12 protein-coding genes are annotated in these 13,599 nt (G+C 70.4%); 4 read left to right on the top strand and 8 right to left on the bottom strand.

What is annotated here, in order from left to right; genetic code table 11:
- Nucleotides 1-4: 4 nt before the first annotated feature.
- From OG207_RS31240 to OG207_RS31230, 3 genes are read right to left on the bottom strand one after another with little or no spacing between them, the layout of a single operon-like run.
- Nucleotides 5-1,039 carry an ABC transporter permease gene (locus tag OG207_RS31240; RefSeq protein ID WP_329103013.1) on the bottom strand — a complete coding sequence of 345 codons (1,035 nt, stop codon included), beginning with the start codon at nucleotides 1,037-1,039 and terminating at the stop codon, nucleotides 5-7.
- The gene (locus tag OG207_RS31235; protein WP_329103010.1) at nucleotides 1,036-1,935 is read right to left on the bottom strand and encodes an ABC transporter ATP-binding protein; all 900 of its coding nucleotides are present in this window, start codon (nucleotides 1,933-1,935) and stop codon (nucleotides 1,036-1,038) included. Before OG207_RS31235 ends, OG207_RS31240 begins: the two co-directional genes overlap by 4 nt.
- The gene (locus tag OG207_RS31230) at nucleotides 1,932-2,345 is read right to left on the bottom strand and encodes a GntR family transcriptional regulator (RefSeq protein WP_329103008.1); all 414 of its coding nucleotides are present in this window, start codon (nucleotides 2,343-2,345) and stop codon (nucleotides 1,932-1,934) included. Before OG207_RS31230 ends, OG207_RS31235 begins: the two co-directional genes overlap by 4 nt.
- 149 nt (nucleotides 2,346-2,494) lie before the next feature.
- Here OG207_RS31230 and OG207_RS31225 point away from each other — a divergent pair, with 149 nt between their 5' ends.
- A complete protein-coding gene (locus tag OG207_RS31225) occupies nucleotides 2,495-2,968 on the top strand; it encodes an HIT family protein (RefSeq protein ID WP_329103006.1) in 474 nt (157 codons plus the stop codon).
- Between the two features lie 63 nt (nucleotides 2,969-3,031).
- Here OG207_RS31225 and OG207_RS31220 read toward each other — a convergent pair whose 3' ends face one another.
- Nucleotides 3,032-3,754 carry a dienelactone hydrolase family protein gene (locus tag OG207_RS31220; protein WP_329103004.1) on the bottom strand — a complete coding sequence of 241 codons (723 nt, stop codon included), beginning with the start codon at nucleotides 3,752-3,754 and terminating at the stop codon, nucleotides 3,032-3,034.
- Between the two features lie 254 nt (nucleotides 3,755-4,008).
- Here OG207_RS31220 and OG207_RS31215 point away from each other — a divergent pair, with 254 nt between their 5' ends.
- Complete coding sequence (locus OG207_RS31215) at nucleotides 4,009-4,440, top strand: hypothetical protein (RefSeq protein ID WP_329103002.1); 432 nt, start codon at nucleotides 4,009-4,011, stop codon at nucleotides 4,438-4,440.
- Between the two features lie 66 nt (nucleotides 4,441-4,506).
- Here the strand turns inward: OG207_RS31215 and OG207_RS31210 are convergent, their stop codons facing one another.
- Complete coding sequence (locus tag OG207_RS31210; RefSeq protein ID WP_329103000.1) at nucleotides 4,507-4,896, bottom strand: ATP-binding protein; 390 nt, start codon at nucleotides 4,894-4,896, stop codon at nucleotides 4,507-4,509.
- A 146-nt stretch (nucleotides 4,897-5,042) separates the two neighbouring features.
- Between OG207_RS31210 and OG207_RS31205 the strand changes: the two genes are divergently transcribed.
- Together OG207_RS31205 and OG207_RS31200 are read left to right on the top strand one after the other, a co-directional pair.
- Complete coding sequence (locus OG207_RS31205) at nucleotides 5,043-5,585, top strand: GntR family transcriptional regulator (RefSeq protein ID WP_329102998.1); 543 nt, start codon at nucleotides 5,043-5,045, stop codon at nucleotides 5,583-5,585.
- Nucleotides 5,582-6,364 carry a GntR family transcriptional regulator gene (locus tag OG207_RS31200; protein ID WP_329102996.1) on the top strand — a complete coding sequence of 261 codons (783 nt, stop codon included), beginning with the start codon at nucleotides 5,582-5,584 and terminating at the stop codon, nucleotides 6,362-6,364. The genes OG207_RS31205 and OG207_RS31200 overlap by 4 nt, the downstream gene beginning before the upstream one ends.
- Nucleotides 6,365-6,493: 129 nt before the next feature.
- On the opposite strand, the gene OG207_RS31195 is transcribed toward OG207_RS31200, so the two are convergent.
- The 3 genes from OG207_RS31195 to OG207_RS31185 all read right to left on the bottom strand — a co-directional run bounded on the left by OG207_RS31195 (nucleotide 6,494) and on the right by OG207_RS31185 (nucleotide 13,593).
- Nucleotides 6,494-7,954, bottom strand: a complete 1,461-nt coding sequence (locus OG207_RS31195) for a glutamate synthase subunit beta (protein ID WP_329102994.1) — start codon at nucleotides 7,952-7,954, stop codon at nucleotides 6,494-6,496.
- Entirely contained in the window at nucleotides 7,947-12,488 is a 4,542-nt protein-coding gene (gene gltB / locus OG207_RS31190) for a glutamate synthase large subunit (RefSeq protein WP_329108032.1), read from the bottom strand. The genes OG207_RS31195 and gltB overlap by 8 nt, the downstream gene beginning before the upstream one ends.
- 373 nt (nucleotides 12,489-12,861) lie before the next feature.
- A complete protein-coding gene (locus tag OG207_RS31185) occupies nucleotides 12,862-13,593 on the bottom strand; it encodes a VIT1/CCC1 transporter family protein (protein WP_329102992.1) in 732 nt (243 codons plus the stop codon).
- Nucleotides 13,594-13,599: the final 6 nt, after the last annotated feature.

Genomic DNA, 13,599 nt, shown 5'->3' with positions numbered 1-13,599 from the left:
CCGGTCAGGCCGCCCGGCGGCGCAGCCACCAGGAGCAGAACCCGGCCAGCAGTCCGGAGAGCGCGAGGAAGATCCCGGTCTCGATCCACTGGAAGGTCCAGTAGCGGTCGGCGGGCTGGTAGTCGACCGCTACGTGGTGCTTCGAGGTGGCGAAGCACTCGAAGGGCTCCTTCTCGCGCTGCGCGCAGCCCGCGGCGCCGCGGACCTCCTTGCCGGAGGCGTCGAGCACCGCACCGAGGTCGGACACGACCCAAACGCCGGGCTTGAGCACCCCGATCCGCAGGTGGGCGTCGTTTCCGGAACCCTTCAGCTGGATGTGGTTCCCGTTCCAGCCGTCCTTCATCGCGCCGGACTCCTCGCCGCCACCGACCGGCGCCATGACGAGGGAGCTGAGCGCGACATCGGTGTGCTCCGGCGCCACGAAGTGCGGGCGGATCACGAAGGGCACGAAGACCTGCACCGCGAGGAAGGCGGCGAGGGTCGCGGCCATCGCGGGCACGGTGCGCCGGATCAGGAGTCCGGCCGAGGCGCCGAGGGTGAAGGCGAACGCCGCGTAGCCGAGGGGGACGACCCCGCGGCCGCTGAACATCAGGGCGGTGAACCGGTCCAGGTTGACCCGGTCGATGGGACTCGCCCACCAGGTCACCAGGAGGCTGAGCACGCCGGTGACGGCGACGGCGATCAGGCCGACGGCCCCGAGCTTGACCAGGAGCCAGCGGCCGCGGGAGATGCTCTGGTTCCAAACGAGCCGGTGGGTGCCGGTCTCCAGTTCCCGGGCGATCAGCGGGGCGCCCCAGAAGATCCCGATGATGCCGGGTGCGGCGAGCAGCAGGCTCGTGACGTAGTAGGTCAGGGTCTGGTACTCGACGACCAGGGCGTTCTTCGCCGATTCGCAGTCGCTGCCGCAGCCGGCGACGGTGGTGTCGTAGGCCTCGCGCATCTGGAGGCCGGTGACCACGAGGAATATTGCGAGCGCGGCCAGGACGGCGAACGCGGCGAGGGTCTGGACGCGGTACTGGCGCCAGGTCAGCCAGATCATCGCTGGTCCTCCCGGGTGGGTCGGGGGCCGGTCCCGGCCGTGGCCTGGCTCATGTAGGTGAGGACGAGGTCCTCCAGGTTGAGCGGCTCCAGGACCCAGGAGGTGTCCTGGACGGCCTTGTCGGAGCGCACGATGAAGGTGCTCTGCCGCTCGGTGTGGGTCTCCTGGATGACCTGCATGCCCTGGGGCAGGGTGGCCGCGTCGCGGCGGGCGGTGGTGAGCCGGAAGTGGGTGGCGAGCAGGTCGTCGACGTCGCCCGCGACCTGGACCCGGGAGGCGACCAGCGAGATCAGGTGGTCGCAGACCCGTTCCAGGTCGGAGACCAGGTGCGAGGAGAGCACGACGGTGGTTCCGTGTTCTGCCACGACCTCCATCAGGCTCTGCAGGAACTCCCGCCGGGCCAGCGGGTCCAGGGCGGCGACGGGCTCGTCGAGGATCAGCAGCTCGGGCCGTTTGGCGACGGCGAGGGTCAGGGCCACCTGGGCGCGCTGGCCGCCGGAGAGCTTGCCCGCCTTCTGGGCGGGGTCCAGGCCGAGCTGCCGGATCCGGTCCTCGGCCAGCTGTGCGTCCCAGCCCGGGTTGAGCCGCTTGCCCAGCTTCAGGTGGTCGGCGATGGACAGCCCCGCGTAGGTGGGGGTGTCCTGGGCGACGAACCCGACCTTGGCGAGCTGCTCGGGCCCGGACGCGGGCCGGCCGCCGAGTACCTCGATGGTGCCGGAGGTCGGGCCGATCAGCCCGCAGGCCAGCTGCAGCAGGGTTGACTTGCCGGCCCCGTTGGGCCCGACCAGTCCGACGACCCGCCCGGACGGCACGCTCAGGGTGCAGTCGCTCAGCGCCTCTTTGCGGCCGTACCGCTTGCCCAGCGCGCGGGCTTCCAATATTGCGGTTGCGGTCATTTCTCCTCTTCGGTGTGCGGATCCGTGTCCATGCCGGTGCGGGCGCGGAAGGTGCTCAGGAACAGGGCCTCGATGCTCTCCTCGCCCAGCCCGGCGGCCCGCGCCCTGTCGAGCCACAGCTGCAGCTCCCGGCGCAGCGGCTCGTGCTCGGCGAGCGAGTCGTCGCTGAGCGTGCCGGAGATGAAGGTGCCGACCCCGGGCTTCTTCGCGACCAGGCCCTCGTACTCCAGCTCCCGGTAGGCCTTGAGCACGGTGTTCGGGTTGATCGCCACGCCGGCCGCGACGTCCTTGACGGTCGGCAGCCGGTCGCCCTCGGACAGCAGCCCGAGCCGCAGGGCCTGACGCACCTGGTGGACGAGCTGCATGTACGGAGCGACGCCGGACCGGGCATCGAGGTGGAACTCGATCACTGTCCTCCTCTATTCATCTAGCTTCCTAGCACTATAGGACTATAGGACTATGGGTGTGCAACAGGTCAAGCAGCCGGGCCGCAACACCGCAACGGCGAGGCACAATTGGAGGTTCGAAGCATCAACACCTGCCCCTAGGCTTTTGGTTCATGACGACACCCGACTGCTACTCCTGCGGCAAGGAAGCCGAAGCCGAGTCGAACGGCCTCCCGCCGCGCGAGTGCGTGGTGCAGGACCGGCATTGGCGAGTGGCTCATGACTTCAACACCGCGTTGCCCGGCTGGCTGGTGCTGCTGCCACGGCGCCACGTCACCGCCGTTCACGAACTCACCGATGCCGAGGCGTCAACCCTGGGCGTGTGGCAGGTCCGGCTCTCCCGGGCCCTGCAGAGCGTGACGGGTTGCGCCAAGACCTACGTCGTCCAGTTCGCCGAAGCCAAGGGCTTCGCACACGTCCACTTCCACATCGTGCCGCGCATGGCCGATCTGCCCCCGGAACATCGCGGACCGGGCGTTTTCGAGCTGCTCCGGCGACCGGAGCGGGAACGGGTGACGGCCGAGCAGGCGGACCGGATGGCCCTCGCCCTGCGATCCGAGCTTCGCGGCGGCCCGAACGCCGGGTGACCGGTCACGGAAGGCACGTCGGCCCCCGCCGGGAGTCCGGCAGGGGCCGACGGCGCAAGCCGCCTACTTCAGGTGGCGGTCGAAGAACCGGTTCCCGTCCTCCACCTCGAACCACGGGGTGCCCGTGTGTCCGCCCAGGTTGGCGTGGAGCGTCTTCTCCTCGGTGCCGAAGGCGTCGAAGAGGTCCAGGGCCCGTTGCCGGGGGTTCCCTTCGTCGTCCCACTGCAGCAGGAACAGCAGCGGTACGGTGACCGGCCGGGCCTCCTCGCGCTGGGCGCGGGGCGCGTAGCCCCCGGCGAAGAGGCCTGCGGCGGCGATGCGCGGCTCGGCCACGGCGAGGCGGATGCCGAGGGCGGTCCACCCCGAGTACCCGACCGGGCCGCCGATCTGGGGCAGTTCGAGGAGGGCGTCCAGGGTGGTCCGCCATTCCGGGACCGCGTTCTCGACCAGCGGGCCGATCAGGGACTCGAAGATCCCGTCGACCGGCTCGCCGGCCTGCACCGCGCGGCGGAGCTCGGCGCGCACCTGCTCGTCGGCGGCGGAACGGGGCCGGTCGCCGCACCCGGCGGCGTCGATGCTCGCCACCGCGTAGCCGGCCGCCGCACAGTGCCGGGCCCGGGCCACTAGCCGGTCCGCACTCTTGGGCAGGCCGTTGTTGTGGGCCATCAGGATCAGTGGGACAGGGGCGGCGGACTCGGGCGTCCACAGGGTGCCGGGGATCTCGCCGAGGGTGAATTCGCGGGCGAGGACGCCGTCGTCGAGGCGGCGTTCGGAGGTGACGTGCATGGTCGTGCCTTTCGGGAATGCGCGTTGACGGCGCTCCCGGACGACCTGTCTACCGCCCGACCGTGACCCCGAAGGGGAGCACCCATGTCGATACTGCGTTCACGGGTACCACCTCCTCCTGCTGTCGCACGGCCCACCGGAAACGTAGCAGCGGCCAGGGCGGTCTGCGCAACGGATTTCTCGCGCACCGTTGTCAGTGCCGCTGGCTAGCGTGAACGGTGTTCTGCCGAAGCGAAGTCACCATGGGGGATCACATGAAGCAGGCACACGGGCGCGGCCGGGCCGCCGCCGTCACCGCACTGACCGCCGCACTCACGCTGGCACTCGCGGCCGGTACGGCCCGGGCCTCGTCGGGGGACGAGATCATCGGCTACCCGGGACCCGACGGGCTGATCTGGATCCCCGAGCAGGCCGGTTCCAGCGGCTTCGTCTCGGGCGGCCTTTCGCCCCGGCTGGACACGTTCATCACCTTCGGCTGCGCGGGCGGCGGCACCATAGAGGTGGCCTTCCACCTCGAGAACCACCCGGACCGCGACCCGGCGCCCTTCACGGTCGACTGCCCCGAGAGCGACCCGGCGCGCGTCACCGTCCCCCTCGGCACCGGCCTGCGGGGCGGCTTCCAGGCCTGGGTGACGGCCTCGGGCCCGTCCACCCGCTGGGGCGCCACGGTCGTCCAGCCCGAGTAACCCGCAAGCGCCACAGCGCCCGCCACCCCTGGTCGGGGACGTGGCGGGTGCTGCGTCGCCCTCCTGTCAGGCGGGCACCGACCTGAACCCGGCCCTGACCGTCTTGCCCACCACCTCCTCGCGGACCTCCAGCTCGTCAGCGAGCACGCCGACCAGCCAGAGGCCACGCCCTCCCTCCGCCTCGGAACCGGGCTGCCGTAGCACCGGGCATCCCGGTCCGCTATCGCGCACCTCGATCCACAGCACGTCCCGCTCCCGCGTCAGCCTCACCGAGAACTCACGTCCGGGCGGAGCCCCGTGCAGCACGGCGTTCGCCGCCAACTCGGAGGCGCACAGGCGTATGTCGTCCCGCCGTTCCGACACGCACCACCCGGCAAGCGTGTCGCCGACGAACTGCCGGACCGCACGTGCCGAAACACGAACTCGCGGGAATCGCTGTTCCCTGAAGGAGGACACGGACCCGCCACCTCACTCTGTGCTTCCAAGGCGGCACAGAACGTATCGCTTTCCGCGAAAGCCAGCAAGATTGGAAACTGTGGGGGCTCCGGGCTCCGTCGCATAACGTGGAAGCGACGGAGCGGACTTCAGGCGTGGGAGGCACTGTGAGCGGCAGCAAGTGGACCAGCAGGTCGATGCCGTACCTGACGGCCCGCCCGACCGGCGCGACGGACGCCTGGACGGGCGAGGCCGGGGAAGCCGACCGACGGGGCGGTCAGCGCGTCCTGCACGCGGGAGAGGTGACGTCTCCCGACGCCGTAGCCCTGATGCTCGGCCTGTCCGCCGGGAGCACGGTGGTGACGCGTCGAAGGGTCATCGAACTCGACGGCGAAGCAACCGAGCTGACGGACACCTACTACCCTCCGGACATCGCCACCGGTACCGCTCTCGCCGGCACGGCAAAGATCCGCGGCGGTGCCGTCACCCTGCTGGCCGCGCTGGGGCACGTCGGCGTACGCGTCGTCGAAGACGTGACGGCACGACTGCCGGACGCCCATGAGTGCGCACAGCTCGACCTCGCCCCTACGGAGCCGGTTCTGCAACTCGCCCGTACCACTTACGACTCGACGGATCGGGCCATCCAGGCGGACATCATGATCATGCCCGCCGGCCGCCAGCGCCTTCGGTACGAGATCACGATCGGATGACCTTGCCCAGCCACGAAGCCGACGGACCCGACCCACGGCCGCTGCATGCTCGCATCGCCGCCGATCTTCGTGAGGAGATCCTGAGCGGCGAGCTGGCGGCGGGTGCCAAGCTCCCCTCGACCGCGCGGCTGAAGGAGCGCTTCGACGCCTCCAATGCCACCATCCAGAAGGCCGTGCAGCTGCTCAAGGACGAGGGACTGGCGGTCGGGCGGGCTGGAGCCGCAGTGACGGTACGGGCGAACCGGCAGGGGACCGTCCGCCCGGCCGAATCCCTCACTCCGGCGGGCTCCGGGGAGGCGTACCCGTGGCTCGCGAACGTCACGAACCGTCGCTCCTCCGTGCGCAGTGTCCTGCTGTCCGTCGAGGAAGTGCCGGTCACCGGCGACGTGGCCGAAGCCCTCGGCCTGCCGAGCGGGGAGACGGCCGTCCGCCGCCGACAGCTGATCACCATCGACGGTGAACCGGCCGAGCTGGTCGCCTCGTACTACCCCCTGGGCATCGCGCGCGCCACGGCACTTGCCGAGCCGCGTCGGATCCGGGGTGGCACACCGACCCTGCTGACCGCACTCGGCTTCCCGCCGCGCCACAGCGTGGACCGGGTCTCCGCCCGCGTGGCGACGCAGGAGCAGTACACGGCCCTGCGCCTCCCCGGTGAGCTGCCGGTGCTGCGTACCCTCCGCACCGTCTACGGCGAAGGCGACCGGCCTGTCGAAGTCACTGTCATGGTCAAGGCCGGCCACCTCTATGAGCTTCGGTACGAGTTCACACACGAAACCTGACCCCGAACACGCCACAGCGCCCGCCACCCCTGGTCGGGGACGTGGCGGGCGCGGTGTCGGGAGTTCCGCACGTCATTGTGCGGACCGTATGAGGGGTCCCTCCCCCGAAGGGGAGGGGGACTGCTGCGGTCAGACGGTCAGCGAGCGGTCCGTCGGCTTGACCGGGTACGGGAGGGCGCTGCTGCCGGTCAGGAAGCGGTCCACGCCGCGGGCGGCCGAGCGGCCCTCCGCGATGGCCCAGACGATGAGCGACTGGCCGCGGCCCGCGTCGCCGGCGACGAAGACGCCGTCCACGTTGGTCGCGTAGGAGGCGTCGCGGTCGATGTTGCCGCGGGCGTCCATCTCCAGGCCGAACTGCTGGGTGAGGCCGTTCGCCTGGTCGGTGCCCGTGAAGCCCATCGCCAGGGTGACCAGCTGCGCGGGGAGGACGCGCTCGGTGCCGGGCTTCTGGACGAGCTTGCCGTCCTCGAAGGCGACCTCGACCAGGTGGAGGGCCTGGACGTTGCCGTCCTCGTCGCCCTCGAAGTGGGTGGTGGAGACGGAGTAGACCCGCTCGCCGCCCTCCTCGTGGGCCGAGGTGACCTTGTAGAGCATCGGGAAGGTCGGCCAGGGCTGGTTCGCGTTGCGGTCCTCGCCCGGCTTGGGCATGATCTCCAGCTGCGTGACCGAGGCCGCGCCCTGGCGGTGGGCGGTGCCCACGCAGTCCGCGCCGGTGTCGCCGCCGCCGATGACGATCACGTGCTTGCCCTCGGCCGTGATGGGGGGCGCCATGAAGTCGCCCTCCTGGACCTTGTTGGCGAGCGGCAGGTACTCCATCGCGAAGTGGATGCCGTTCAGCTCGCGGCCCGGGACCGGCAGGTCGCGGGAGACGGTCGCGCCCGCCGCGATGACCACCGCGTCGAACCGCTTGCGCAGGTCGGTGGCGGTGATGTCGCGGCCGACCTCGATGCCGGTGCGGAACTTGGTGCCCTCCGCGCGCATCTGCTCGATGCGGCGGTTGATGTGCACCTTCTCCATCTTGAACTCGGGGATGCCGTAGCGCAGCAGGCCGCCGATGCGGTCCGCGCGCTCGTACACGACCACGGTGTGGCCGGCCCGGGTCAGCTGCTGGGCGGCGGCGAGACCGGCCGGGCCCGAGCCGATGACGGCGGCCGTCTTGCCGGACAGCCGGTCCGGCGCCTGCGGGGTGACGTCGCCGTTGTCCCACGCCTTGTCGATGATCGAGACTTCGACGTTCTTGATGGTCACGGCGGGCTGGTTGATGCCGAGCACGCACGCCGACTCGCAGGGGGCCGGGCACAGCCGCCCGGTGAACTCCGGGAAGTTGTTCGTCGCGTGCAGGCGCTCGGAGGCGGCGGTCCAGTCCTCGCGGTACGAGAAGTCGTTCCACTCCGGGATCAGGTTCCCGAGCGGGCACCCGTTGTGGCAGAACGGGATGCCGCAGTCCATGCAGCGGCCGGCCTGCTTGCTGATGATCGGCAGCAGCGAGCCCGGGACGTAGACCTCGTTCCAGTCCTTCAGCCGATCGGCGACGGGACGGGTACAGGCGGTCTCGCGCGGGGTGGTGAGGAAGCCCTTCGGGTCAGCCATGGGTCGCCGCCTCCATCATCTTCTCCGTGGTCTCGGATTCCGAGAGTCCGGCGAGCTCAGCGGCGTCCTTGGCGGCGAGCACTGCCTTGTACGTGGTGGGGATGATCTTGCTGAAGCGGTCCACCGCGACGGACCAGTCAGCCAGGAGCTTCGCGGCCACGGTCGAGCCGGTCTCCTCCTCGTGGCGGCGCACCACATCGTGCAGCCACTGCTTGTCGGTGTCGGACAGGACGGTCTCGACCGCGCCCGCGTTGCCGACGTTGACGTTGTGCGGGTCGAGGTCGATGACGTACGCGACGCCGCCCGACATGCCGGCCGCGAAGTTGCGGCCCGTCTCGCCCAGGACGACCGCCCGGCCGCCGGTCATGTACTCGCAGCCGTGGTCGCCCACGCCCTCCGAGACGACCAGCGCGCCGGAGTTGCGGACGCAGAAGCGCTCGCCGGTGCGGCCGCGCAGGAACATCTCGCCGCCGGTGGCTCCGTAGCCGATCGTGTTGCCCGCGATCGTGGAGTACTCGGCGAGGTGGTCGGCGCCGCGGTCCGGGCGGACCACGATGCGGCCACCGGAGAGGCCCTTGCCGACGTAGTCGTTGGCGTCGCCCTCCAGGCGGAGGGTCACGCCCTTCGGCACGAAGGCGCCGAAGGACTGGCCGGCGCTGCCGGTGAACGTCAGGTCGATGGTGTTGTCGGGCAGGCCCGCGCCACCGAACTTCTTGGTGACGTGGTGGCCGAGCATGGTGCCGACGGTCCGGTTGATGTTGCGGATCGCGACCCGGGCGCGGACCGGCTGGGCCGCCTCGGCGGTCTCGGCGTTCAGCGCGTCGGCGGCGAGCTCGATCAGCTCGTTGTCGAGGGCCTTCTCCAGACCGTGGTCCTGCTCGATCAGGGCGTGGCGGACCGCGCCCTCGGGCAGCTCCGGCACGTAGAAGAGCGGCTCCAGGTCGAGACCCTGCGCCTTCCAGTGCGTGACGGCCTGGGTGGTGTCGAGGACCTCGGCGTGGCCGACGGCCTCCTCGATCGTGCGGAAGCCCAGCTCGGCGAGGATCTCGCGCACCTCCTCCGCGATGTACTCGAAGAAGTTGACGACGAACTCGGGCTTGCCGGAGAAGCGGTCGCGCAGGACCGGGTTCTGGGTGGCGATGCCGACCGGGCAGGTGTCCAGGTGGCAGACGCGCATCATGACGCAGCCGGAGACGACGAGCGGCGCGGTCGCGAAACCGAACTCCTCGGCGCCGAGCAGCGCGGCGATGACCACGTCGCGGCCGGTCTTGAGCTGGCCGTCGGTCTGGACGACGATCCGGTCGCGCAGCCCGTTGAGCAGCAGGGTCTGCTGGGTCTCGGCGAGGCCGAGCTCCCAGGGGCCGCCCGCGTGCTTGAGCGAGGTGAGCGGGGAGGCGCCCGTTCCGCCGTCGTGGCCGGAGATGAGGACGACGTCCGCGTGGGCCTTGGAGACACCGGCGGCGACCGTGCCCACGCCGACCTCGGAGACCAGCTTCACGTGGATGCGGGCGACCGGGTTGGCGTTCTTGAGGTCGTGGATCAGCTGGGCCAGGTCCTCGATGGAGTAGATGTCGTGGTGCGGCGGCGGGGAGATCAGGCCGACGCCCGGGGTGGAGTGGCGGGTCTTGGCGACCCACGGGTACACCTTGTGGCCGGGCAGCTGGCCGCCCTCGCCGGGCTTGGCGCCCTGCGCCATCTTGATCTGGATGTCGTCCGCGTTGACCAGGTACTCGCTCGTGACACCGAAGCGGCCGGAGGCGACCTGCTTGATGGACGAGCGGCGCGCCGGGTCGTACAGGCGGTCCGGGTCCTCGCCGCCCTCACCGGTGTTGGACTTGGCGCCCAGCTGGTTCATGGCGATGGCGAGGGTCTCGTGCGCCTCCTTGGAGATGGAGCCGTACGACATGGCGCCGGTGGAGAAGCGCTTGACGATGTCCTCGACCGACTCGACCTCGTCGATGGAGATGGCTTCGCGCTCGGAGGTGAAGCCGAACAGGCCGCGGAGCGTCATCAGGCGCTCGGACTGCTCGTTCACCCGTGCCGTGTACTGCTTGAAGATGTCGTACCGGCGGTTGCGGGTGGCGTGCTGGAGGCGGAAGACCGTCTCCGGGTCGAACAGGTGCGGCTCGCCCTCGCGGCGCCACTGGTACTCGCCGCCGATCTCCAGCGCGCGGTGCGTGGCCGCGATGCCGGAGGCGGGGTACGCCTTGGCGTGGCGCGCGGCCACCTCCTTGGCGATGACGTCCAGGCCGGCGCCGCCGATCTTGGTGGCGGTGCCGTTGAAGTAGGTCTCGACGAAGGCGTCGTTCAGGCCGACGGCCTCGAAGACCTGGGCGCCGCGGTAGGAGGCGACGGTGGAGATGCCCATCTTGGACATGACCTTCAGGACGCCCTTGCCGAGCGCGTAGATCAGGTTCTTGATGGCCAGCTCCGGCTCCAGGCCGGACAGGAAGGTACCGGCGCGCAGCAGGTCCTCGACGGACTCCATGGCCAGGTACGGGTTGACGGCGGCGGCGCCGTAGCCGATGAGCAGGGCGACGTGGTGGACCTCGCGGACGTCACCGGCCTCGACCAGCAGACCCACCTGGGTGCGCTGCTTGGTGGCGATGAGGTGGTGGTGCACGGCGGAGGTGAGCAGCAGCGACGGGATCGGCGCGTGCTCGGCGTCCGAGTGGCGGTCCGAGAGGACGATGAGGCGGGCGCCGTTGGCGATGGCCGCGTCGGCCTCGGCGCGGATCTCCTCGATGCGGGCGGCCAGGGCCTCGCCGCCGCCGGAGACCCGGTAGAGGCCGGAGAGCGTGGCGGCCTTCATGCCGGGCATGTCGCCGTCGGCGTTGATGTGGATGAGCTTGGCCAGCTCGTCGTTGTCGATCACCGGGAACGTCAGGGTGACGCTGCGGCAGGACGCGGCGGTCGGCTCCAGCAGGTTGGACTGCGGGCCGATCGAGGACAGCAGCGAGGTGACGAGCTCCTCGCGGATGGCGTCCAGCGGCGGGTTGGTGACCTGCGCGAACAGCTGGGTGAAGTAGTCGAAGAGCAGCCGCGGGCGCTCGGACAGGGCCGCGATCGGGGAGTCCGTGCCCATGGAGCCGAGGGGCTCGCCGCCGGTGCGGGCCATGGGCGCGAGGATGACGCGCAGCTCTTCCTCGGTGTAGCCGAAGGTCTGCTGGCGGCGGGTGACCGAGGCGTGGGTGTGCACGATGTGCTCGCGCTCGGGCAGGTCCGACAGTTCGATCTCGCCGGTCTCCAGCCACTCCGCGTAGGGGGCGGCGGCGGCCAGCTCGTTCTTGATCTCGTCGTCCTCGATGATCCGCTTCTGGGCGGTGTCGACGAGGAACATCTTGCCGGGCTGCAGGCGGCCCTTGCGGACGACCTTGGCCGGGTCGATGTCGAGCACGCCGACCTCGGAGCCGAGGACGACGAGGCCGTCGTCGGTGACCCAGTAGCGGCCGGGGCGCAGACCGTTGCGGTCGAGGACCGCGCCGACCTGGGTGCCGTCGGTGAAGGTGACGCAGGCCGGGCCGTCCCAGGGCTCCATCATCGTGGAGTGGTACTGGTAGAACGCGCGGCGGGCCGGGTCCATGGAGGTGTGGTTCTCCCACGCCTCCGGGATCATCATCAGCACGCTGTGCGGGAGGGAACGGCCGCCGAGGTGGAGCAGCTCCAGGACCTCGTCGAAGGAGGCCGAGTCGGAGGCGTCCGGGGTGCAGATCGGGAAGATCCGGTCGAGCACGCCGTCGCCGAAGGCCTCGGAGGCCAGCTGGGACTCGCGGGCCTTCATCCAGTTGCGGTTGCCCTTGACCGTGTTGATCTCGCCGTTGTGCGCGACGAAGCGGTACGGGTGGGCGAGCGGCCACGACGGGAAGGTGTTCGTGGAGAAGCGCGAGTGGACCAGGGCGACGGCCGAGGCGAAGCGGCGGTCGGAGAGGTCCGGGAAGAAGGGCTCCAGCTGGCCGGTGGTCAGCATGCCCTTGTAGACGATGGTGCGGGCGGACAGCGACGGGAAGTAGACGCCGGCCTCGCGCTCGGCGCGCTTGCGCAGCACGAACGCCTTGCGGTCCAGCTCGATGCCGGTCGTCCCGTTGCTGACGAAGAGCTGGCGGAAGGCCGGCATGGTGGCGCGGGCGCCGTTGCCGAGCAGGTCCGGGGTGACCGGGACCCCGCGCCAGCCGAGGACCGTGAGGTTCTCCTCGGCGGCGATGGCCTCGATCTGCTCCACGGCGGCGGCCTGTGCGGTGCCGTCGGCGGGGAGGAAGGCGATGCCGACGGCGTAGCCACCGGCCTCGGGGAGCTCGAAGCCGGCCACCTCGCGCAGGAACGCGTCGGGGACCTGGCTGAGGATTCCGGCGCCGTCGCCCGAGTCCGGCTCGGAGCCGGTCGCGCCACGGTGCTCGAGGTTCCGCAATACGGTCAGGGCCTGCTCAACGAGCGTGTGGGTGGCCTCGCCGGTGAGGTTCGCCACGAATCCGACGCCACAGGCGTCCTTCTCGTTGCGCGGGTCGTACATGCCCTGCTGGGCGGGGCGACCGTCCATGGGCGACCAGGCGGTGGTGCTGGAGCCGGTCGCGGAGTGCGTGGATGCGGAACGCATCGGCTCTCCCGTCGTCGTCGTGGCATATGTGCATAGCCGAGGGACGACGTTGGCCCTCTGCGAAATTTCGTGCAGATTACATGATGACGACAATCCCGAGAAGCGGATACGTCATTCCAGCATGCGGACACTGCACGAGGCAGAAAGAGCGGACTTCCGCGGCGCGCCAAGGGTTCTTCGCGGGGCGGAGGTCCGGATGCAGGACGGGCATCGTTGCCCGGAGTCCTGGTCTGATTCCCGGCGGACACGGAATTGAAACCGCCGGGTAATGAACTACTTATGTTGGGTACTGCATAGTGTCTCACTCCAGCCGCGGTCAGCCTACGGCTCCACCGATCCAGGTTCCCAGGATGTACGTCACACCCGCGGCCGCGCCACCCAGGGCCAGCTGACGGACGCCGCTGTACCACCAGGACCGGGCGGTGACCCGGGAGACGACCGCGCCGCAGGCGAAGAGACCGACCAGCGCGAGCAGCACCGCGGGCCACAGGGTCGTGGCGCCGAGCAGGTACGGCAGGACGGGGAGCAGCGCGCCCAGCGCGAAGGAACCGAACGACGAGACCGCCGCGACCAGCGGCGAGGGCAGGTCGTCGGGGTCGATCCCGAGCTCCTCGCGGGCGTGGATCTCCAGCGCCTGCTCGGGATCGCGCGACAGCTGCATGGCGACCTCGCGGGCGAGCGGCGGCTCGACGCCGCGGGAGACGTAGAGCTCGGCGAGCTCCTCCATCTCGTCGACCGGGTGCCTGCGCAACTGCTGGCGCTCCACGTCCAGTTCGGCGAGGACCAGTTCGCGCTGCGAGGCGACGGAGGTGTATTCGCCGGCCGCCATCGAGAAGGCGCCGGCCGCGAGACCCGCCAGCCCGGTGATGACGACGGTCTGCGGGGCGACGGCGCCGCCGGCCACACCGGTCATCAGGGCGAGGTTCGAGACGAGTCCGTCCATGGCGCCGAAGACGGCCGGCCTCAGCCATCCACCGTTGACGTCGCGGTGGGTGTGGTTGTCGCGGTGCGCGGTGTGCAGCGGTGCTTCGATGTCGATGATGGACATGCGTGG

This window comes from Streptomyces sp. NBC_01439 (assembly GCF_036227605.1).
GTDB lineage: Bacteria > Actinomycetota > Actinomycetes > Streptomycetales > Streptomycetaceae > Streptomyces.
The sequence above is the reverse complement of the archived record's forward strand: the minus strand, read 5'-3'. Positions and strand labels throughout refer to the sequence as shown.